This is a genomic window from Catenulispora yoronensis (assembly GCF_039531695.1).
GTDB classification, from domain to species: domain Bacteria; phylum Actinomycetota; class Actinomycetes; order Streptomycetales; family Catenulisporaceae; genus Catenulispora; species Catenulispora yoronensis.
Window position 1 is genome coordinate 21,198 of sequence record NZ_BAAAQN010000033.1, and the last position, 24,662, is coordinate 45,859.

The 24,662-nt window shown below is 74.8% G+C and carries 2 protein-coding genes; both read left to right on the forward strand.

All coding sequences use genetic code 11. From position 1 onward, the window contains the following. Positions 1 to 12 precede the first annotated feature (12 nt). Positions 13 to 9,918, forward strand: coding sequence for a type I polyketide synthase (locus ABD481_RS25260; RefSeq protein WP_344668234.1), 9,906 nt, complete (start codon positions 13 to 15; stop codon positions 9,916 to 9,918). A 33-nt stretch (positions 9,919 to 9,951) separates the two neighbouring features. Beyond that, positions 9,952 to 24,657, forward strand: a complete 14,706-nt coding sequence (locus tag ABD481_RS25265) for a type I polyketide synthase (RefSeq protein WP_425559282.1) — start codon at positions 9,952 to 9,954, stop codon at positions 24,655 to 24,657. The last annotated feature ends 5 nt before the right edge of the window (positions 24,658 to 24,662 follow it).

Here is a 24,662-nt window from a genome sequence, read left to right on the forward strand (position 1 = left end):
GGGTGACGGTAAGTGAGTGAGGACGACAAGCTCCGGTATTTCCTCAAGCAGGTCACAGCGAACCTGCACGAGACGCGTCGGCGCCTGCATGACCTCGAGGCGGCGGCCGAGGAGCCGCTGGCGATCGTGGGCATGGGCTGCCGCTTCCCCGGCGGGGTGCGCAGCCCGGAGGACCTGTGGGAGCTGGCGGTCTCCGGCGCCGAGGCGGCCGGCGAGCTGCCCCGGGACCGCGGCTGGGAGGGCGCCTCGCCGGTGCGCGGCGGCGGTTTCGTCTACGACGCCACGGAGTTCGACCCCGGGTTCTTCGGGATCAGCCCGCGCGAGGCGGCCGCCATGGACCCGCAGCAGCGGCTGCTGTTGCAGACCGCTTGGGAGGCGCTGGAGCGGGCCGGCATCGACCCGCTGGCGTTGAAGGGCACGAAGACCGGCATCTTCGCGGGCGCCAGCTTCGCCGGGTACGGCTGGTTCTCCGCCGAGCGCGGCGGCCTGGACGGCCACCTGATGACCGGCAACGCGACCAGCATCCTGTCCGGCCGGGTGTCCTACACCCTGGGGCTGGAGGGCCCGGCGGTCACCGTCGACACCGCCTGCTCCTCGGCGCTGGTGGCGCTGCACCTGGCGTGCCGCTCGCTGCGCGCCGAGGAGTGCTCGCTGGCCCTGGTCGGCGGCGCCTTCGTGGCCGCCACGCCGGTGCTGTTCACCGACTTCAGCCAGCATCTGGGGCTGTCCAACGACGGCAAGTGCAAGGCCTTCGCCGACACCGCCGACGGCATGGGCGTCGCCGAGGGCGCCGGCGTGCTGGTCGTGGAGCGGCTCTCCGACGCCCGCCGCAACGGCCACACCGTGCTGGCCGTGGTGCGCGGCAGCGCGGTGAACCAGGACGGCGCGAGCAACGGCCTCACCGCCCCCAACGGTCCGGCGCAGCAGCGGGTCATCCGCGCCGCGCTGGCCGGCGCGCACCTGTCCACCGCCGACGTCGACATCGTCGAGGCGCACGGCACCGGCACCCCGCTCGGCGACCCGATCGAGGCGCAGGCGCTGCTGGCCACCTACGGCCAGGACCGGCCCGAGGACCGGCCGCTGTGGCTGGGCTCGATCAAGTCCAACATCGGGCACGCGCAGCAGGCCGCCGGCATCGCCGGGATGATGAAGATGGTCATGGCGCTGCGCAACCGCACGCTGCCGCGCACTCTGCACGCCGACAATCCCTCGCACGAGATCGACTGGACCACCGGCCTCGTGCGCCTGATCGGCGAGTCGCAGCAGTGGCCGGACCACGGCCGCCCGCGGCGCGGCGGCGTGTCCGGGTTCGGGATGAGCGGCACGAACGTGCACGTGATCGTCGAGGAGGCGCCGGACTTCGCCGCCGAGACCGAAGCAGAACCCGAAGACGCTCCGGTCGTCGAGGAGGAGACGGCACCGGTCGAGCCGGCGCTCCGGGTCTTCGAAGGGCTGGAGAGCACCGCCTGGCTGGTCTCCGGGCGCACCGGGGACGCTCTGGCGGCGCAGGCCGGTCGGCTGCGCGAGCACTTGTTGGCCCGGCCGGAGCTGGACGTGGCGGACGTCGCCTGGTCGCTGGCCACCATGCGCGCGACCTTCGAGAACCGTGCTGTGGTGATCGGCACTGCCGCGCAGGGCCCGAATACTGCCGGTTTGAGCGCCGCCGGTTCGAGCACTGCCGGTTCGAGCGCCGCCGCACTGACAGCGGCCGGAGCCGGTCCCGCTTCAGCGGCCGGGACCGCGATCGCCGGGCTCGCGGCGGTCGCGACCGGCCAGGCGGCAGTCGGCGTGATCACCGGATCGGCGGGTTCCTCGGCCGGCCGGACCGTCTTCGTCTTCCCGGGCCAGGGCAGCCAGTGGGTCGGCATGGGCCGCGAACTGCTGGCCACGTCCCCGGTCTTCGCCGCTCGCCTGACCGAGTGCGCCGAGGCGTTGGCGCCGCTGGTCGACTGGTCGCTGCTCGACGTCATCGAGAACGCCGGTGCCCTGGACACTGCCGACGTCGCCCAGCCGGTGATGTGGGCCGTGATGGTCTCGCTCGCCGCTGTGTGGCAGGCAGCCGGAGTGAATCCGGAAGCTGTCATAGGCCACTCCCAGGGCGAGATCGCCGCCGCCACCGTCGCCGGGATCCTCTCGATCCGGGACGGCGCCAAGGTCGTCGTCGCGCGCTCCAAAGCCCTGGCCGGGCTCAACGCCTCCGGCGGCCTGCTGTCGGTGGTCATGCCGGAAGCGGCCTGCTTGTCAGTGCTCGAAGAGACCGGGTTCGCCGACCGCGTCACCGTGGCCGCCGTGAACTCTCCGGCCGCGACCGTCGTCTCCGGCACGCCCGAGGACCTGGACGCCTTCGAGGCCGCGCTCTCCAAGCGCCGCATCCTGCGCTGGCGCGTCCCGGCCACGGCCGACTTCGTGGCCCACTCGCCGCGCGTCGAGCCCATCGAGGCCGACCTCACCCGCGCCCTGGCCGGCATCGCCCCGCAGACCGGCGACGTCGCCTTCTACTCCACCGCTCGCGGCCAGTGGCTGCACGGCGGCGACCTCGGCGCCGGCTATTGGTACGCCAACGTCCGCGAGCAGGTCCGCTTCGCCGACGCCGTTGCCGACCTGGCGCGCAGCGGCTACCGCACCTTCATCGAGGTCTCCGCGCAGCCCGCGCTCACCGGTGCCGTCGCCGAGACCGTCGAGGACGCCGGGACCGGCGCCCCGACCGTCACCGGCACCGTCACCCGCGAGGACCCGGGCCCGGCCGGCCTGCTCACTTCCCTGGCCCGGCTGCACGTCGCCGGAATCAGCGTCGACTGGGCCGCCGTGCTCGGCGGTGGCGAACGCGTTGAGCTGCCCACCTACGCCTTCCAGAACCGCCGCTACTGGCTCCAGGCCGTCGAGGCCGGCACCAAGACCGACTCCGGCCACAACAGCGAGGCCGAGGCCGAGTTCTGGGCCGCCGTCGAGGGCGGCGACACCGAGCAGCTCGCCGCGTCGCTGTCCGTCGACGACGAGACCCTCGCCGAGATCCTGCCCGCCCTGGCCTCCTGGCGCCGCCGCGAACGCGCCGACTCCGTCGTCGCCGACTGGCGCTACCGGGTCACCTGGGCCCCGGTCTCCGACCCCGGCGCGAGCGTGCTCACCGGCACCTGGCTGGTCGTGCACCCGGCGCAGCCGGACGACACCGTGGACCTGTGTGTCAATGCCCTGACCGAGCGCGGCGCCGAGGTCGCCACCCTCCGGCTCGGCGCCGCCGATCTGGACCGCGACGCCCTCGCCGACCGGCTTGCCCAGCTCACCGCCGGGGACCAGCGGCTCAGCGGCGTCGTCAGCCTCCTGGCCTTCGACGAGACCCCGAACCCGCGGTTCCCCGGCATCGCCACCGGCCTGGCCGGGTCGCTGCTGCTGACCCAGGCGCTCGGCGACGCCGGCGTCGACGCCCCGCTCTGGCTCGTGACGCGGGACGCCGTCGCCGCCGCGCCCGGGGACCGCCTCACCCACCCGACGCAGGGCCAGGCCTGGGGTTTCGGCCGCGTCGCAGGACTCGAACACCCTGAGCGCTGGGGCGGCCTGGTCGACCTGCCGCCGGAGTGGGACGACCGGACCGCTACCCGGTTCACCGCCGTGCTGGCCGGACTCGGCGACGAGGACCAGGTCGCCGTTCGTTCGGCCGGGATCCTCGGCCGTCGGCTGGTACGGCCGCCGAAGCATCGGGACCGCGACCTCAAAACCTGGAGGCCGCGCGGAACCGTGCTCATCACCGGCGGCACCGGCGCCCTGGGCAACCACCTCGGACCCTGGCTGACCGGCCGCGGCGCCGAGCGGATCGTCCTGACCTCGCGCTCCGGCCCGGCCGCGGCCGGCGTCGCCGAGCTCAGCGCCAAGCTGGCGCAGGCCGGAACCCGCGTCGACATCGTGGCCTGCGACACCGCGCGCCGCGACGAGGTCGCCGGACTGCTCGGCTGGATCACCACCGACGGCCCCAACCTCAGCTCCGTCATGCACGCCGCGCTGGTCTTCGACGACAAGCCGGTCGCCGCCCTCGAACTGGAACGGCTGGACCGCGCCCTGGCCGCCAAGGTCGCCGGCGCGCGCTGGCTGGACGAGCTGACCGCCGGGCTGAACCTCGACGCCTTCGTCATGTACTCCTCGATCGCCGCCACCTGGGGCGCCGGTCACGAGCCCGGCTACGCCGCCGGCAACGCGTATCTGGACGCGCTGGCCGACAACCGGCTGGCGCGCGGCCTGAAGGCCACGTCCATCGCCTACGGCCCGTGGGCCTCCGGCGGCCCGACCGAGGGCGACGCCCGGATCCAGCTGGCCCGGCGCGGTCTGCGGCTGCTGGAGCCGCCGCTGGCGATCGAGGCGCTGGCCCGCACCCTGGACGCCGGCGAGTCCCTGGTCACCATCGCCGACGCCACCTGGGAGATCCTCGGCCCGACGTTCTCGCTGCGCCGTCGCAGCCCACTGCTGGAGGGCCTGCCGGAGGTGCGCGCGGCGCTGGCCGCCGCGGCCGAGGCCGAGGCCGCGGTGGACCGCGCCGACCCCGTCGGCGGCGAGCTGGCCGGCCGGCTGGTCGGGCTGAGCCCGGCCGAGCAGGACCGGCTGCTGACCGACGTGATCCGGACCGAGGCCGCCTCGGTGCTGGGCCACGACTCGGCGGACGCGGTCGACGCCGGCCGGGCCTTCAGCGACCTCGGATTCGACTCGCTGACCTCGGTGGAGCTGCGCAACCGGCTGAACGCCGCGACCGGGCTGCGGCTGCCCGCCACGCTGCTGTTCGACTACCCGACGCCGGCCGTGCTCGCCGAGTACCTGCGCACCCGCGCCCTGGGCCTGCAGGCCGGTCCGGCCGGTCCGGTCGGGGGCGCGGTGCTCGCCGAGCCGGTGGCGATCGTCGCCATGGGCTGCCGCTACCCGGGCGGCGTCGCAGGGCCCGACGACCTGTGGGACCTGGTCGCGGCCGGCGGCGACGCCATCGCCGGGTTCCCGACCGACCGCGGCTGGGCCCAGAACCTCTACCACCCGGACCCGGACCACGTCGGCACCTCCTACGTGCGCGAAGGCGGCTTCCTCAACGCCGCCGGCGAGTTCGACGCGCCGTTCTTCGGGATCAGCCCGCGCGAGGCGCTGGCCATGGACCCGCAGCAGCGGATGCTGTTGGAGGTCACGTGGGAGGCGCTGGAGCGCGCCGGTATCAATCCCCAGACACTCAAGGGCTCGCGCACCGGCGTGTTCGTCGGCGGCGCCGAGTCCGGGTACCAGGCGCTGGGGATGCAGCTGGCGCTGACCGGCACCGAGGGCATCGAGGGCCACCTGGCCACCGGGACGGCGGGCAGCGTGCTGTCCGGACGCCTGTCCTACGTCCTGGGCCTGGAGGGCCCGGCGGTCACGCTGGACACCGCGTGCTCCTCCTCGCTGGTCGCGCTGCACATGGCCGCGCAGGCGGTGCAGTCCGGCGAGTGCGACCTGGCACTGGCCGGCGGCGTCACGATGCTCGCCACCCCGGTGGTGTTCGTCGGCTTCTCGCGGCAGCGCGGCCTGGCCTTCGACGGCCGGTGCAAGGCGTTCTCCCACGAGGCCGACGGCATGGGCATGGGCGAGGGCGCGGGCATGGTCGTGCTCGAACGGCTCTCCGACGCCCGCCGCAACGGCCACACCGTGCTGGCCGTGATCCGGGGGAGCGCGGTGAACCAGGACGGCGCGTCCAACGGCCTCACCGCCCCGAACGGCCCGTCGCAGCAGCGCGTCATCCGCGCCGCGCTGGCCAACGGCCGGCTCACCACCGCCGACGTCGACGTGGTGGAGGCGCACGGCACCGGCACCCCGCTCGGCGACCCGATCGAGGCCCAGGCCCTGATGGCCACCTACGGCCAGGACCGGCCCGCCGACCGGCCGCTGTGGCTGGGCTCGGTGAAGTCCAACATCGGGCACTCGCAGTCGGCGGCCGGCGTCGCCGGCGTCATCAAGACGGTCATGGCCCTTCGCAATGGCCTGATGCCCAGGACGCTGCACGCCGAGGAGCCCTCGCACGAGATCGACTGGACCGCCGGGCACGTCAGGCTGCTCCAGGAGCCGGTGGCCTGGCCCGCCGGGGACCGGGTGCGGCGCGGCGGGGTCTCGGCGTTCGGGATGAGCGGCACGAACGTGCACGTGATCCTGGAGGAGGCGCCGGCCTTCGACGGCGCGGACGCCTCGGACGCCCCGGGCGGCAGCGGAGCCGACGGGACCGGTGACAGCGCCCTGATCGGCTCCGGCACCCACGCCCACGCCCATGCCCACGCGCCCGGCGGCGACGAGCCCCGGACCCCGGCGGTCCTCGCCGGCGCCGGCGTCGCGGCCTGGCCGATCTCCGGCCGCACCGCCGACGCCCTGGCCGGACAGGCCGGCCGGCTGCGCGAGTTCGTGCTGGCCCGGCCGGGGCTGGACCCGGCCGACGTCGGCTGGTCGCTGGCCGCCACCCGGGCGACGTTCGCCCACCGCGCCGTCGTCATCGGCTCCGACCGCGCCGAACTGGCCGCGCGCCTGGCGTCCGTCGCCACCGCGCAGCAGGCGGCCGGGGCGGTCAGCGGCTCGGTCCCGGCCGGCGGCGTCGGGCGCAGCGCGTTCGTCTTCCCCGGCCAGGGCAGCCAGTGGCCCGGCATGGGCCGGGCGCTGCTGGCCGAGTCGCCGGTGTTCGCCGCGCGCTTCGCCGAGTGCGCCGACGCGCTGGCCCCGTACGTCGACTGGTCGCCGCGCGACGTCCTGGACCAGGCCGACGGCGCGCCGACGCTGGACTCCGCCGACGTGGCACAACCGGTGATGTGGGCCGTCATGGTCTCGCTGGCCGCGGTCTGGCAGGTCGCCGGCGTCACTCCCGACGCGGTGGTCGGCCACAGCCAGGGCGAGATCGCGGCGGCCACCGTCGCCGGGATCCTGAGCCTGGACGACGCCGCCCGGGTCGTGGTGCTGCGCTCCAAGGCGCTGGCCGGCCTCGGGGCCAGCGGCGGACTGCTGTCCGTCGTGATGCCGGAGTCCGCCGCGGCCGGTCTGCTGCGCGACTTCCCCGCGCTGACCGTGGCCGCGGTCAACTCCCCGGCCGCCACCGTGATCTCCGGGCCGCCGGAGGACCTCGACCGGTTCGAGGCCACCCTGTCCAAGCGCCGCATCCTGCGCTGGCGGGTCCCGGCCACATCGGACTTCGTGGCCCACTCGCCGCGCGTGCGGCCGATCGAGGACCAGCTGCTGGACGGCCTGTCCGGCATCCGCCCGCAGGCCGGCCGGATCGCCTTCTACTCCACCGCCTACAACCGCTGGCTGCCCGGCCACGAACTCACCGGCGCCTACTGGTACGCGAACGTCCGCGAGCAGGTCCGCTTCGCCGACGCGGTGGGCGAACTGTCGCGCGCCGGCTACCGCACCTTCGTCGAGGTCTCGGCGCAGCCGGTGCTGACCGGTGCGATCACCGAGTGCGTCGAGGAGGCCGCCGGCCCGGCGCCGGTCGTCACCGGCACCGTGACCCGCGAGGAGCCCGGCGCCGCCGGCCTGCTCGCCGCGCTGGCCCGGGTCCACGTCCACGGGACCGACGTCGACTGGACCGCGGTCCTCACCGGCGAGCGCACCGACCTGCCGACCTACGCCTTCCAGCGGCGCCGCTACTGGCTCGACACCCCCGACGTCGCAGCCCTCGAAGAAGGCTCGGCCGGCGCCGCCGAGGCCCGCTTCTGGGCCGCGGTCGAGGGCGGCGACCTCAGCGGCATCGAGGACAGCCTCGCCATCGACCCGCGGCGCCCGCTGACCGAATTGCTGCCCGCGCTCGCCTCCTGGCGCCGCCGCGAGCGGGAGGACTCGGCGGTCGCCGACTGGCGCTACCGCGTGGCCTGGACGCCGCTCGGCGAACCCGGCGCGGCGGTGCTGGGCGGGACCTGGCTGGTGGTGACGCCGGGGCAGGCCGGATCGGAAAGCCCTGCCGGCAGCGGGATCGCCGGGCACGGTAGCAGCACCCGGAGTAACGGCTCGGCGCAGGAGCAACTTGCCGACAGCGCTTTCGCCGCGGACGGCAGCAGTACTCTGAGCAACGACCTGGCGCAGGCGTTGCGGGAGCGCGGTGCCGAGGTCGTCACCCTCCCCGTCGGTACGGCCGACCTGGACCGGACGGCGCTCGCCGCCGCCATTGCCGGAGCTGGAGCCGGGGCCGGCGGATCGTTCTCCGCGGTCGTGTCGCTGCTGGGCCTGGACGAGCGCCCGGCCGTCGAGGACCTGCCGTTCGGCGTGGCCGCGACGCTGCTGCTGACCCAGGCCCTCGGCGACGCCGGCATCGAGGCGCCGTTGTGGGCGGTGACCCAGGGCGCGGTCTCCACCGGCTCCGGCGACCCGCTGACCAGCCCGGGCCAGGCCCAGATCTGGGGCCTGGGCCGCGTCGTGGCCCTGGAGCACCCCGAGCGCTGGGGCGGCCTGATCGACCTGCCCGCGGTCTGGGACGACCGGGTCGCCGCCCGATTCAGTGCCCTGATCGGCAGCACTCCGTCCGCCGAGGGCTTCGAGGACCAGGTGGCGGTCCGCGCCACCGGAGTCTTCGGCCGCCGGCTGGAGCACGCCGCCCCCGGCGCGGCGCCGACCGAGTGGCAGCCGCGCGGCACCGTCCTGATCACCGGCGGCACCGGGGCGCTCGGCGGCCACGTCGGCCGCTGGCTCACCGGCCGCGGCGCCGAGCGGATCGTGCTCACCTCCCGCTCCGGTCCCGGCGCCCGCGCCGTCGCGGGGCTGGCCGCCGAGCTGGCGACCGCCGGGACCACCGTCGAGGTCGCCGCCTGCGACACCGCGCGGCGCTCCGAGGTCGGCACCCTGCTGGCCCGGATCGCCGCGACCGGCCCGGCGCTGAGCTCGGTCGTGCACACCGCCGGCGTCGGACAGGCCACCCTGCTGGCCGACACCTCGCTGGCCGAGCAGGCGAGCGTCACCGCGGCCAAGACCGCCGGCGCCGCCGTGCTCGACGAGCTGACCGCCGATCTGGACCTCGACGCCTTCGTGATGTTCTCCTCGATCGCCGCGACCTGGGGCGGCGGGATGCAGCCCAGCTACGCCGCCGGCAACGCCTACCTCGACGCGCTCGCCGAGAACCGGCGCGCGCGGGGGCTGGCCGCGACGTCGGTGGCGTGGGGCCCGTGGGGCGGCGGCGGGATGACCGACGTCGAGGGCGCCGAGCAGATGGCGCGGCGCGGGCTGCGGCTGATGGAGCCGCGGCTGGCGGTGCAGGCCCTGGCCGGGGCGCTGGACTCCGGGGAGGACCTGCTGACCGTCGCCGACATGGACTGGCAGCGGTTCGCGCCGGTGTTCGTGCTGCGGCGGCCCTCGCCGCTGATCGAGGCGCTGCCCGAGGTGGGCCGCGCACTGGCCGAGACCGAGGCCGCCGCGCCGGCGTCCGGCGACACCGCCTCGGCGCTGGCCGGGCAGCTGACCGGGCTGGCCGCCGCCGAGCAGGTCAGGATCCTGACGGACCTGGTGCGGGCCGAGGCCGCCTCGGTGCTCGGCTACGCCTCGGTGGAGGACGTGGAGCCGGAGCGGGCGTTCAGCGAGCTCGGGTTCGACTCGCTGACGAGCGTGGACCTGCGCAACCGGCTGTCGGCCGCCACCGGCCTGCGCCTGAGCGCGACTCTACTGTTCGACTACCCGAATCCGAGCGTGCTCGCCGACCATCTGCGGGCCCAGTGGTTCCCGGCCGACGCCGACGGGCTGCCGCTGCTCGCCGAGCTCGACAAGCTCGACGCGCTGCTGTCCGGCGCCACGCCGGACGGCGAGCTGCACGAGCAGGTCACGGCCCGGCTGCAGCGGTTCCTGGCCACGTGGAGCGGGATCGGCTCGGCCGCCGGCGACGGCGCCGAGGTCGCCAAGCGGATCGAGTCCGCCTCCGACGACGAGATCTTCGACTTCATCCACCGGGAGCTCGGCCGGTCCTGACCGGGCGGACCGGCTTGCTTTCTCCAGACGCGAATAGGTGAGGTTCCGGTGGCATCTGAAGAGACCCTGCGCGACTACCTCAAGTGGGCGACGACGAGTCTGGCCGACGCGCAACGGCGCCTCCGGGAGATGGAAGACCAGAGCCGGGAGCCGGTCGCGATCATCGGGATCGGGTGCCGCTTCCCCGGCGGCGCCCACGACCCGGACCGGCTGTGGGAGCTGCTGGCGGCCGGCGGCGACGCCGTCGCCGGCCTGCCCACCGACCGCGGCTGGGACCTTACCGAACTGCGCGACCTGGAATCGGAGGTCGAGGACGGCGCCGCCTCCCTGAGCGAGGCCGGCTTCGTCTACGAGGTGGGCGACTTCGACGCCGGCTTCTTCGGCATCAGCCCGCGCGAGGCCGTGGCCATGGACCCGCAGCAGCGGCTGCTGCTGGAGACGTCCTGGGAGGCATTGGAGCGCGCCGGGATCGACCCCCGGTCCCTGCGCGGCTCCAAGACCGGCGTGTTCACCGGCGCGGCGGTCTCCGGCTACGGCTTCGGCAAGGGCCTGGACCGCCTGCTCGACGGCCACCTGCTGACCGGCACGGCCAGCAGCGTGGTCTCCGGCCGGGTCTCCTACACCCTGGGCCTGGAGGGCCCGGCGGTGACCATCGACACCGCGTGCTCCTCCTCGCTGGTGGCGCTGCACCTGGCCTGCCAGTCGCTGCGCTCCGGCGAGTCCACCCTGGCCCTGGCCGGCGGCGCCACCGTGCTGGCCGCCCCGACCATCTTCACCCAGTTCAGCACCCAGCTCGGCCTGGCCTCCGACGGCCGCTGCAAGGCGTTCGGCGCCCGCGCCGACGGCATGGGCGTCGCCGAGGGCGTCGGCATGATCCTGGTCGAGCGCCTCTCCGACGCCCGCCGCAACGGCCACCCGGTGCTGGCGGTGATCCGCGGCAGCGCGATCAACCAGGACGGCGCCTCCAACGGCCTGACCGCGCCCAACGGCCCGTCGCAGCAACGCGTCATCCGCGCCGCCCTGGCCAACGCCCAACTCTCCACGGCCGACGTGGACGTGGTCGAGGCCCACGGCACCGGCACCACCCTCGGCGACCCGATCGAGGCCCAGGCCCTGCTCGCCACCTACGGCCAGGACCGCCCCGCCGACCGCCCGATGTGGCTCGGCTCGATCAAGTCCAACATCGGCCACCTCCAGGCCGCCGCCGGCGTCGCGGGCATCATCAAGATGACCCTGGCCCTCCACCACGGCCTGCTGCCCCGAACCCTGCACGCCGAGGAGCCCTCACCCCACATCGACTGGACCGCCGGCAACGTCAAGCTGCTGAACGAGGCGGTGGAGTGGCCGAGCGGTGAGCGCCCGCGCCGCGCCGGAGTGTCCGGCTTCGGGATGAGCGGGACGAACGCGCACGTGATCCTGGAGGAGGCACCGAGCGCGGCCGAGGCCGACGAATCGCAGGATGCTGAGGCTGGAGCGCCCGACGAGATCGAGGAGACAGCCGTTGCGCCCGCGCTGCCGGTGCTGGCTTATGCGGCGCCTGAGGTGGTGGGCGGCGGTTCGGCCGCGGTGACTGACGGTTTGGCTGCGACGGGTGCCGGTTCGGCCGCAGTGGTCGGCAACCTGGCTGCGGCGGCTGGCGGTTCGGCTGTGGCGGGCGGCAATGCGGTTGGCGGTGTGGCGGGGGGCGGTTCGGCTGCGCCAGCTGGCGGCCTGGCTGCGGCAGCTAGCGGTTCGGCTGCCGAGCGCGGCGGCTCTGCTGTAGCGGGTGCCGGTTCGGCCGCAGTGGTCGGCAACCTGGCTGCGGCGGGGGGCGGTTCGGCTGCGGCAACCGATGGCGCCGGCGTCTCCGCGTGGCTGGTCTCCGGTCGCGGCGCTGATGCGTTGGCGGCGCAGGCTGCGCGGTTGCGGGAGTTCGTGGTTGAGCGGCGGCCGAGCGATGCTGATGTCGCGTGGTCGTTGGCGACCGGCCGGTCGGCGTTCGAGAACCGGGCCGTTGTTATCGGCAGTGGCGATGAGCTGGCGGCGGGGCTGTCCGCTATCGCGACCGGACAGCCTTCGGGCGCTGTGGTGACCGGTGTCGCGGGTGCGTCGGGTGTCGGCAAATCTGTATTCGTATTTCCTGGTCAGGGCAGCCAGTGGGTTGGCATGGGCCGGGAGCTTCTGGAGAGCTCGCCGGTGTTCGCGGCCCGGTTTGCCGAGTGTGCCGAGGCGTTGGCGCCGTTCGTCGACTGGTCTCTCTACGACCTTTTGGACCAGCAGCTTGAGACCGCCGACCAGGTCCAGCCGGTCCTGTGGGCCATGATGGTGTCGCTCGCGGCGGTCTGGCAGGCGGCCGGGGTCAAGCCGGACGCCGTCGTCGGCCACTCCCAGGGTGAGATTGCCGCGGCGGTCGTCGCCGGGATCCTGTCGCTCGAAGACGGGGCCCGCGTCGTCGCCCTCCGCTCCCAGGCTCTGCGTCCGCTCGCGGGCCAAGGCGGCATGCTCTCGCTCGCTCTGCCGGTCGACGCCGTTCGTGAGCGCATCGCAGAGTTCGGTGATCGGGTCTCGGTGGCCGCGATTAACGGTGCCTCCGCGACCGTCGTTTCCGGCGAGCCTCAAGCCCTCGAAGAGATCAAGGCCGCCGCTGAGGCCGAGGACATCAGGGCCCGCATGGTCCCTGTCGACTACGCCTCGCACTGCGCGCAGATCGATGCGCTGGAGACCGAGATCAAGCGCGTCCTGGCGGGCATCAGTCCCGCCGCCACCCGCATCCCGATGATCTCCGCCATGAGCGGCGAATGGCTGCGCGGCCCGGAGGCCGATGCCGACTACTGGTACGCCTCCCTGCGCTCCCCGGTCGAGTTCGACCGCGCCATCCGCACCCTGGCCGGGTCCGGCCACCGCACCTTCGTCGAAGTGTCCCCGCACCCGGTCCTCACCGGCGCCATCGGCGACACCCTGGAGGCCGCCGGCGTCCTGGCCCCGGCCGTGGTCGGCACCCTGCGCCGGGACGAGGGCGGCCCGGCCCGGCTGCTCGCCTCCTTCGCCGACGCCCACGTACGCGGCGTCGCCGTCGACTGGACCGCCGTCTTGCGCCCCGGCGGGCACGTCGACCTCCCCACCTACGCCTTCCAGCACCAGCGCTACTGGACCCAGGCCACCACCGACGCCGCCGTCGACGGCACCGAGATCGGCCGCCTGGCCGGCACCGAGGCCGAGGCCCGGTTCTGGGCCGCGATCGAGACCGGCGACGTGACCGGGCTCGACCAGGCGCTCGCCATCGACAGCAGCCGCCCGCTCAACGAACTGCTCCCGGCCCTGGCCGCCTGGCGCCGCCGCGAGCAGGACGACTCCACCATCGCCGACTGGCGCTACCGCGTCTCCTGGCTGCCGCAGAAGGCCGCCGAGGCGCGCGTCCTGGCGGGGACCTGGCTGATCGTCGCCACCGCCGCCGAGGCGGCGCTGGCCGAGAACTGTGTGCGTACCCTGACTGGCCGGGGCGCGCAGACCGTGGTCGTCACGATCGACGCCGACGACCTGGACCCGGCGCCCCTCACCGAGAAGGTCACGGCGGCGCTCGCCGAGGCGGCCGACGGCCGGTTCGCCGGCGTCCTGTCCCTGGTCTCCCTCGACGAGGCCAGGCTCGGCGGCTCTCCCGTCGTCACGGTCGGCGTTGCCGGCACGCTGTTCCTGGAGCAGGCGCTCGGCGCGGCCGGAGTCACCGCCCCGCTGTGGGCCGTTACGCGCGGCGCCGCGAACGTGACCCCGGTCGAGCCGCTGCGCAATCCGCTCCAGATCCAGATCTGGGGCCTGGGCCGCGTCATCGGCCTGGAGCACCCCGACCGCTGGGGCGGTCTGATCGACCTGCCGCCGGTCTGGGACGACCGGGTCGGCGCCCGCCTGGCCGCGGTGCTGGCCGACGGCTCCGAGGACCAGGTGGCGATCCGGCCCTCCGGCACCCTCATCCGTCGCCTGGTCCGCGCCGAGCCCCGGCGTCCCCGCGCCGGCGCCGCCGCCGACGAGGCCTGGACCCCGAGCGGCACGGTGCTGGTCACCGGCGCGACCGGGGCCATCGGCCCGCGGCTGCTGGACTGGCTGGGCCGCCGGAACGCCCGGCACGTGCTCATCCCCACCCGCTCCGGCCCCTCGGCGTCGAACACCGCCGCGCTGGCCGCGAAGCTCGCCGAAGCCGGGACCGCCGTCACCATCGTGGCCTGCGACATTGCCAAGCGCGACGATCTCAGTGGTCTGCTGAGGGTCTGGGGCGGCACCCCGTTCCCGCCGCTGACGGCGGTCGTCCACGCCGCCAACCTCGTGCACCTGATGCCGCTGGCCACCACCGACCTGGCGGAGCTGCACGTCGCCCTCGGCGCCAAGGCGGCCGGCGCGGTGTGGCTGGACGAGGTCACCGTCGAGCTCGGCATCGAGCTGGAAGCCTTCATCCTGTTCGGCTCCATCGCCGCCACCTGGGGCGGCAAGGAGCACGGCGCCTACGCCGCCGGCAACGCCTTCCTGGACGCGCTGGCCATGGACCGCCGGGCCCGCGGCCTGACCGCGACCACCGTCGCCTGGGGCGTCTGGGACACCCGGAACGACGACGAGATGGACCTGCCGCTCCCCGAGGTCGTCAAGTGGCTGATGAAGCAGGGCATGGGCTTCCTCAACCCGGGCCGCGCGCTGGCCGCCCTGGAGCAGGCGCTGGCCGACGACGAGACCTTCATCGCGGTCGCCGACGTCGACTGGAAGCTGTTCTCCCCGGTCTTCGGCTCGGCCCGGTCCTGGCCGCTGCTGAACGAGATCCCTGAGATCAGGGCCCTGGCCGCCGCGCCGTCCGTCGCCGACCCGGCCGCCGCCGGCGCCGCCGGGGAGCTGGCCGGGCGGCTGCTGGACGCGGCCCCGGCCGAGCGGGTCCGGATCGTCGTCGACGTGATCCAGGGCCAGGCCGCGGCTGTGCTCGGCCACGCCTCCCCGGCGCAGATCGACCCCGACCGCGCGTTCCGGGACCTGGGCTTCGACTCGCTGACCGCGATCGATCTGCGCAACCGCCTGAACGCGGCGACCGGCCTGACGCTGCCGTCCACGGTCGTCTTCGACTACCCGTCGGCCACGGTGCTCTCGCACGAGATCATCTCCCAGCTGGTCGGCGGGGCCGATGCCGCGGCCGCCGCCCCGGTGGCGGCCGCGGCGTCCGACGAGCCCATCGCGATCGTCGGCATGGGCTGCCGTTTCCCCGGCGGCGTCGCGACGCCCGAGCAGCTGTGGGAGCTGGTGGCGGCCGGCGGCGACGCGGTGTCCGGGTTCCCGGCCAACCGTGGCTGGGACATGGCAGGACTCTTTGATCCGGACCCCGACAACCCCGGCACCTCCTACGTCCAGCAGGGCGGCTTCCTGCACATGGCGCCGGAGTTCGACCCGGCGTTCTTCGGGATCAGCCCGCGCGAGGCCATCGCGATGGACCCGCAGCAGCGGCTGCTGCTGGAGATCTGCTGGGAGGCGCTGGAGCGCGCCGGGATCGATCCCGACACCCTGCGCGGCTCCGCGACCGGGGTCTTCGCGGGCGCCTCGCCGTCCGGCTACCTCGGGCAGGCGCTGACCGTCGAGGGCGCCGAGGGCCACCTGATCACCGGCAACATCACCAGCATCCTGTCCGGCCGCGTGTCCTACACCCTGGGCCTGGAGGGCCCGGCGGTCACCGTCGACACCGCCTGCTCCTCCTCGCTCGTCGCCCTGCACCTCGCCGCGCAGGCGCTGCGCTCCGGGGAGTGCACGCTGGCGCTGGCCGGCGGCGTGATGGTGATGGCCGACCCGGCCGGGTTCGTCGGCTTCTCCAAGCAGCGCGCGCTGGCCGCCGACGGCCGCTGCAAGGCGTTCTCCGACGACGCCGACGGCATGGGCATGGGCGAAGGCGCCGGTGTGCTGTTGCTGGAGCGGCTGTCCGACGCCCAGCGCAACGGGCACCCGGTGCTGGCCGTGGTGCGCGGCAGCGCGATGAACCAGGACGGTGCCAGCAACGGCCTGACCGCGCCGAACGGGCCCTCGCAGCAGCGGGTGATCCGCGCCGCGCTGGCCAACGCCCGGCTGACGGGCTCGGACGTGGACGTCGTCGAGGCGCACGGTACCGGCACGGCGCTCGGCGACCCGATCGAGGCGCAGGCGCTGCTGGCCACCTATGGCCAGGACCACTCCGAGGACCGGCCGCTGTGGCTGGGCTCGGTGAAGTCCAACATCGGCCACGCGCAGGCCGCCGCCGGCGTCGCCGGGATCATGAAGATGGTCATGGCCCTGCGCCACGCCACGCTGCCCCGGACCCTGCACGCCGAGACGCCCTCCTCGCACATCGACTGGACCACCGGATATGTCAGGCTCCTGAACGAGCCGGTCGCCTGGCCGGGCGGCGAGCAGACCCGGCGGGCCGGCGTCTCGGCCTTCGGGCTGAGCGGCACGAACGTGCACGTGATCATCGAGGAGCCGCCGGCGGCGGAGGCCGAGGACGAGGACGAGGCGCGGGAGCCGGCGCCCGTACCGGTCCTGGCCGGTTCCGACGTCTCCGCGTGGGTGGTCGCCGGCCGGAGCGCCGAAGCCCTGGCCGGGCAGGCCGGCCGGGTCCGGGAGTTCGCCGTCGCGCACCCCGAGGCGGAGCCGACGGACGTCGCGTGGTCGCTGGCGGCGACGCGGGCCCGGTTCGACCACCGGGCCGTGGTCGTCGGCCGGACGCGCGAGGAGCTGCTGGCCGGGCTGGCCGCCGTGGCGACGAATCAGTCTGCTTCGACAGTGGTCTCCGGCGTGGCGCGCGGTTCGCGGGTCGGCTTCGTCTTCTCCGGTCAGGGCGCGCAGCGGGCCGGGATGGGCCGCGGCCTCTACGCCGCCTCGCCGGTCTTCGCAGAGTCCTTCGACTATGCGAGCGCCGTCCTGGAGGCCGAGCTCGGACTTCCCATTGCGGACGTCGTCCTCGGCCGCGCCAAGGACATCGATGCCGACCAGACCGTCTTCGCCCAGACCGGTTTGTTCGCGGTCCAGGTCGCGCTCGTCGACATGCTCGCGGCCGCCGGGGTTCGTCCCGATGCCGTCGCCGGCCACTCCGTCGGTGAGATCGCGGCGGCGTGGGCGGCCGGGGTGCTGTCCCTGGAGGACGCCTGCCGCCTGGTCGCCAACCGTGCGCGTCTGATGCAGGCGCTGCCCGAGGGCGGCGCGATGTGCTCGATCGCGGCGACCGAGGAAGAGGTCCGGGAGACCCTGACCGAGCACGTCGGCATCGCCGCCGTCAACGGTCCGCGTTCCGTCGTCGTCTCCGGTGACGCCGCCGAGGTCGACGCCATCGCAGAGCTCTGGCGCGGCCGCGAGCGCCGCGTGCGGCCGCTGCGCGTCAGCCATGCTTTCCACTCCCTGCACATGGACCCGATCCTGGAGGAGCTCGGAGCGGTCGCGGCCGGTCTCGACCACGCGCCGGCCAAGGTCCTGTGGGCGCGGGCCGCCGACGGCGAGATCGCCTCCGAGACCTCCGCTTCCTACTGGACCGACCAGGCCCGCCACGCGGTCCGCTTCGCCGACGCCGCGAACGCGCTGGTCGAGCGCGGCGTCACGGTCTTCGTGGAGATCGGCCCGGACGGCACGTTGTCCGCCATCGGCACCGCCGCCGTTCCGGCCGGCGCCGGCGCGACGTTCGTCCCGTTGCTGCGCTCCAAGTCCCCGGCCCCGATCACCGTCACCACCGCGCTGGCGCGGATCCACGTGCAGGGCGTCCCCGTCGACTGGCCCGCCGTGCTCGGCACCGGGCAGCGCGTCGATCTGCCCACCTACGCCTTCCAGCACCAGAACTTCTGGCCGCAGGTGTCCGCCACGCTGATCCAGTCGGTGGTCGGCACCGCGACCGTGGCGGTCGGCGCCGCCGAGGGCCGGTTCTGGACCGCGATCGAGGACGGTGATTTGTCCGGGCTCGAAGACGCGCTGGCGATCGACGCGACGCGTCCGCTGAGCGAGCTGCTGCCCGCGCTGGCCTCCTGGCGGCGGCGGGAGCGGGCCGACGGCGCGGTCGCGGACTGGCGCTACCGCGTCGCCTGGAGCCCGGTGGGCGACCCCGGTCCGGCGGTGCTGGCCGGGACCTGGCTGGCCGTGGTGCCGGCCGGACATGAGGATTCGGCGCGGGGCGTGCTCGACGCCCTCGCCGAGCGAGGCGCCCAGCCGGTCGTGCTGCCGCTCGGTCCGGGGCTCCCGGACCGGGGGGCGCTGGCCGCCCGGCTGGCGGAGGAGGTGGCAGGGCCCGGGGACAACGTGGTCGCCGGAGTCCTGTCGCTGCTCGCCTTCGACGAGGCGCCGCTGGAGGGGTACGCGGCGGTGCCGGCCGGCGTGGCGTGGACGGTCGCGCTGGCGCAGGCGCTGGGCGACGCGGGGATCAGCGCGCCGCTGTGGGCGGTGACGCAGGGGGCTGTGTCAACCGGTCCCGGCGACGTGCTGTCCTCGCCCGCCCAGGCGCAGGTCTGGGGTCTGGGGCGGGTGCTCGGACTGGAGCACCCCGAGCGCTGGGGCGGTCTGGTCGACCTGCCGCCGGAGTGGGACGAGCGGGTCGCGGCGCGGCTGTGCTCGGTGCTGGCCGGCGCGTCCGGGACCGCCGGCGAGGATCAAGTGGCCGTGCGCAGCACCGGTCTGCTCGGGCGGCGCCTGGTGCGCGTGCCCCAGCCGAACAGCGGGACCTGGACGCCGCGTGGCAGTGTCCTGATCACCGGCGGCACCGGCGGCATCGGCAGCCTGGTGGCGCGGTGGGCCGCCGGCCGGACGGCCCGGCGCGTGGTGCTGACCAGCCGGTCCGGAGCCGGCGCGGCGGGGGTGGCCGGGCTGGCCGCCGAGCTCGCGGCGTCCGGAACCGCCGTCGAGGTCGTCGCCTGTGACATCGCGCAGCGTCCGCAGGTCGCGGCGCTGCTGACCCGGGTCTCCGGGACCGGCCCGGCGCTGAGCTCGGTCATCCACGCCGCCGGTGTCGGTCAGGGCACTGCGACCGCCGAGCTGACGATCGCCGAACACGCGGCCGTGTCCGAGGTCAAGACCCTCGGCGCGGTCTGGCTGGACGAGCTGACCGCGGATCTGGATCTGGACGCCTTCGCGCTGTTCTCCTCCGTGTCCGCGACGTGGGGCAGCGGACTCCAGCCCAGCTACGCCGCCGCGAACGCCGCGCTGGACGCGCTGGCCGAGACCCGGCACGCGCGCGGACTGGTCGGGACGTCCGTGGCGTGGGGCCTGTGGGCCGGCGCCGGGATGGGGGCCGGCGACGCCGGCGAGCAGCTGCAGCGCTACGGCCTGCGGCTGATGGACCCGGAGCTCGGTATCAGGGCCCTGGCCCAGGCGATCGACGGGCGCGAGGTCCAGGTGACCGTCGCCGACGTGGACTGGGAGCGGTTCGCGCCGCTGTTCACACTGCGCCGGCCCAGCCCGCTGCTGGAGCTGCTGCCGGAGGCCCGGCAGGCGTTGACCGCCGCCGCGGCCGAGGCGCGCGGGGGAGTGGTCGCGGAGTCGCAGAGCGAGCTGGTGCAACGGCTGCACGCGGCCTCGCGCGCGGACCAGGAGCGGCTGCTGGTCGATCTGGTGCGCGGCGAGGCGGCGATCGTCCTGGGGCATGCCGGGGCCGAGGCGGTGGCCGCCGACCAGGCGTTCGCCGGCCTGGGCTTCGACTCGGTCACGGCGATGGAGTTGCAGAACCGCCTGAACGCGGTGACCGGGCTGACGCTGCCCGCGACCCTCGCCTTCGACTATCCGACCTCTGCGATCCTCGCCGAGCATCTGCGCGGTGAACTGCTGGGCATCGCGGCCGACACCGCCGTGCCGGTGGTCGTCGCCGCCGCCTCCGACGAGCCGATCGCGATCGTCGGCATGGGCTGCCGTCTGCCCGGCGGCGTCGGCGGTCCGGAGCAGTTGTGGGACCTGGTCATGGCCGGGACCGACGCCATCTCCCCGTTCCCGCAGGACCGCGGTTGGGACGCGCACGAACAGGGTCTCGGCTCCGCGGACATGGACTACGCGCGCGTCGGCGGCTTCGTCTACGACGCCGGCGACTTCGACGCGCCGTTCTTCGGCGTCAGCCCGCGCGAGGCGCTGGCGATGGATCCGCAGCAGCGGCTGCTGCTGGAGGTGTCGTGGGAGGCGCTGGAGCGGGCCGGGATCGACCCGGCCGCGCTGCGCGGGACGCCGACCGGCGTGTTCGCCGGGGCCTCCTCCTCCGGCTATGACATAGGCCTGCTTTTGTCGACCACCGGCGCCGAGCGCACCCAGGGCCACCTGACGACCGGCAACGCCGGCAGCGTGGTGTCCGGCCGGGTCGCCTACACCCTCGGCCTGGAAGGTCCGGCGGTCACGATCGACACCGCCTGCTCCTCCTCCCTGGTCGCCCTGCACCTGGCCTGCCAGGCGATCCGCACCGGCGAGTGCACGATGGCGCTGGCCGGCGGCGTGACCGTGATGGCCACCCCGGGCGCGTTCGGCGATTTCTCCAAGCAGCAGGGCATGGCCACGGACGGACGCTGCAAGGCGTTCAGCGACGAGGCCGACGGCACCGGCTGGGCCGAGGGCGCGGGCATGATCCTGCTGGAGCGGCTCTCCGGCGCCGAGCGCAACGGCCACCAGGTGCTCGCGGTCATCCGCGGCACGGCGACCAACCAGGACGGCGCCTCCAACGGCCTGACCGCCCCGAACGGCCCGTCGCAGCAGCGGGTCATCCGCGCCGCGCTGGCCAACGCCGGGCTGACCACCGCGGACGTGGACGTGGTCGAGGCGCACGGTACCGGCACCAAGCTCGGCGACCCGATCGAGGCCGGCGCGCTGCTGGCCACCTACGGCAAGGACCGTCCCGAGGACCGGCCGCTGTGGCTGGGCACCGTGAAGTCCAACATCGGCCATGCGCAGCAGGCCGCGGGCGTTGCGGGCGTCATCAAGATGGTCATGGCGCTGCGCAACGGTGTCCTGCCCCGCACGCTGCACGCCGCTACTCCGTCGACGCACGTCGACTGGACGGCCGGCGCGGTGCGGCTGCTCGCGGACGAGGTCGCGTGGACGCCGGGGGAGCGGACGCGGCGCGCGGGGGTCTCGGCCTTCGGGATGAGCGGGACCAACGCGCACGTGATCGTCGAAGAAGCTCCGGTTGCCGAGCCCGTTTCTCTTATAGAGGAGCCCGTACCCACGGCTCCTCGTGTTCTGTCCGGCACCGCAACGGCTGCGTTGCTGGTCTCCGGGCGCGGCCCGGACGCGCTGGCCTCGCAGGCCGGGCGGCTGCGCGAGTTCCTGCTCGGTCGGCCGGAGACGCAGGTCTCTGATGTCGCCTGGTCGCTGGCCGCCACCAGGGGCCTGTTCGAGCACCGCTCGGTCGTCATCGGCACGGATCGCGGCGAACTCGCCGCCGGACTGGCGGCGGTCGCGACGCGGCAGCCGTCCGCTGGCGTCGTCACGGGATCGACCACCGCCGGGTCCATCGGTCGCAGTGTCTTCGTGTTCCCGGGTCAGGGCAGCCAGTGGGTTGGCATGGGCCGGGAGCTGCTGGAGAGCTCGCCGGTGTTCGCGGCCCGGTTTGCCGAGTGTGCCGAGGCTCTGGCGCCGTTCGTCGACTGGTCGCTGTACGAGCTGTTGGATCAGCAGCTTGAGACGGCTGAGCAGGTGCAGCCGGTGCTGTGGGCGATGATGGTCTCCCTGGCCGCGGTCTGGCAGGCGGCCGGGGTCACGCCCGATGCCGTGGTCGGCCACTCTCAGGGCGAGATCGCCGCCGCGGTGGTCTCCGGGATTCTGTCCCTCGAAGACGGCGCCCGCGTCGTCGCCTTGCGGTCCCAGGCGCTGAAGCCGTTGGCCGGCAAGGGCGGCATGCTCTCCATCGCCCTGCCCGTCGACGCCGTCCGCGAGCGCATCGCAGGGTTCGGCGACCGGGTCTCGGTGGCCGCGATCAACGGTGCCTCCGCGACCGTCGTTTCCGGCGAGCCTCAAGCCCTCGAAGAGATCAAGGCCGCCGCTGAGGCCGAGGACATCAGGGCCCGCATGGTCCCTGTCGACTACGCCTCGCACTGCGCGCAGATCGAAGCCCTGGAGACCGAGATCAAGCGCGTCCTGTCCGGCGTCGCCCCGACCGCGACGCGGATCCCGATGATCTCCGCGATGAGTGGCGAATGGCTGCGCGGCTCGGAGGCCGATGCCGACTACTGGTACGCCTCCCTGCGCTCCCCGGTGGAGTTCGACCGCGCCATCCGTACTCTCTCCGGGTCCGGACACCGCACCTTCGTCGAAGTGTCGCCGCACCCGGTCCTCACCGGCGCCATCGGCGACACGCTCGACGAGCTCGACGTCGCGGCCCCGGTCGTCACCGGCACCCTGCGCCGCGACGAGGGCGGACCGGCGCGGCTGCTCACCTCGCTGGCGGAGGTGCACGTCCGCGGCGTCCGCATCGACTGGAGCACGGTCCTGGAACCGGCCGCGCCGGTCGGCCTGCCGACCTACGCCTTCCAGCACGAGCGCTACTGGCCCGAGGTGGGCCAGGCCCTCCTCCAGGTGGCCAACGGCGGCGGTCCGGCCGCGGCCGACGGCGCGGAGGCCGACTTCTGGGCGGCGGTCGACGGCGGCGACGTCCACCGGCTGGCCGAGACCCTCGCCCTGGAGGACGAGCGCCTCACCGACGTGCTGCCCGCGCTCGCGTCCTGGCGGCGCCGCGAACGCACCGACTCAGTCCTCAACGACTGGCGCTACCGCATCACGTGGGCGCCGATCCCCGAGCCCACGGCCCCGGGGCCGGAGGGCACCTGGCTGATCGTCGCCCCCGCCGGGTCCGGCCCGGCCGTCCAGAACGTGGTCCAGGCCCTGGCCGCACGGCGTGCCGCAACCGCAGTCGTCACCACCGACGGCTCGGGCCTGGACCGCGCCGCCCTGACCGCCCGCCTCGTCGAGGCCGTGGCTCTGGTCGGAGCGGCGCAGGAGGGCGCGGCCGGGTTGCCGGCCGAGGCCCAGGCGGCCGTCGGCCTGGACGCCATCGCCGGCGTGGTCTCCCTGGCCGCGCTCGACGAGACCCCGGTCCCGGACCATCCGGTCCTGGCCACCGGGGTCGCGGCGACCCTGGTGCTGGTCCAGGCGCTCGGCGACGCCGGGATCGCGGCCCCGTTGTGGGTCCTGACCCGCGGCGCCGTCAGCACCGGTCCGCAGGACGTGCTGACCAGCCCGACCCAGGCGCAGGTCTGGGGGATGGGCCGGGTCGCCGGGCTCGAACACCCGGACCGCTGGGGCGGCCTGATCGACCTGCCCGAGCAGTGGGACGACCGCGCCGCCGCCCGGCTGTGCGCGATCCTCGCCGGGGCCGCCGCCGGGGCCGGCGCGGAGTCCGAGGAGGACCAGCTGGCCATCCGCGCCGCCGGTGTCCTCGGCCGCCGCCTGGTCCGCGCGCCGCAGGCCCGCACCCCTGATCCGTGGTCCCCGCGCGGCACCGTGCTGGTGACCGGCGGCACCGGCGGCATCGGCGGCCTGGTGGCCCGCTGGGCGGCCGAGCGCGGCGCCCCGCGCCTGGTGCTGACCAGCCGCTCCGGGCCGAGCGCGCCGGACGTCGCCGAGTCCGTGGCCCGGCTGGCCGCCTCCGGCACCCCGGTCGAGGTCGTGGCCTGCGACGTCGCCAGCCGCGAGGACGTGGCCTCGCTGCTGGACCGGATCAAGGAGTCCGGCCCCGCCCTGAGCTCGGTCGTGCACAGCGCCGGCGTGGGCCAGGGCACTGCCCTGCTCGACACCACCGTGGACGAGCAGGCCTATGTCTCGGCCGCCAAGTGCGCCGGGGCGGCCTGGCTGGACGAGCTGACCGCGCAGGACGACCTGGACGCCTTCGTCACCTTCTCCTCCGGCTCGGCGATCTGGGGCAGCGGCCTGCAACCCGCCTACGCCTCCGCGAACGCCTACCTGGACGCGCTGGCCGAGAACCGCCGCGCGCGCGGCCTGGCCGCGACCTCCGTGGCCTGGGGCCTGTGGGGCGGCGTGGGCTTGGCCCAGGGCAACACCGGCGAGCAGCTCCAGCGCTACGGCCTGCGGGTGATGGACCCCGAGCTCGGCATCAAGGCCCTGGCGCGCGCCGTGGACGGCGGCGACGGCGCGATCACGGTGGCCGACGTCGACTGGAGCCGGTTCGCCCCGACCTTCACCGTGCACCGGCCCAGCCCGCTGCTCGGCTCGGTGCCGGAGGCCCGGCAGGCGCTGGCCGGGGCCGAGGACGCCGGCGGCGCCCCCGAGTCGGCCTCGGACCTGGCCGCCCGGCTCGCCGGGCTGTCCCGGACCGACCAGGACCGGCTGCTCACCGATCTGGTCCGGGCCGAGGTGGCCGCGGTCCTGGGCTACGCCTCCGGCGAGGCGGTGGAGGCCGGGCGCCCCTTCAAGGACCTGGGCGTGGACTCGGTGACGGCGGTCGAGCTGCGCAACCGGCTGACCGCTGTGACCGGACTCAAGCTGTCCTCGACCTTGGTGTTCGACTATCCGACGTCGGCGGTGCTGGCCGAGCACCTGCGCGCCCGCCTGGCCCCGGACGGGGCCGAGCGGGGCGAGCCGGTGTTCGGCGAACTCGACCAGCTCGAAGCGGTGCTGGCCGGGATCCCGGCGGACAGCGGGGTGCGGGCCGAGGTCACCGCCCGCCTGCAGACGGTGCTGTCGAGGTGGCTCGGTGCCCAGGACGCCCCGAAGCGGGAGGCCGACACCGCCGCGGTCACCGACCGGCTCGGCGCCGCCAGCGCCGACGAGGTCCTCGACTTCATCAACAAAGAGTTCGGAATGTCGTGATTCGG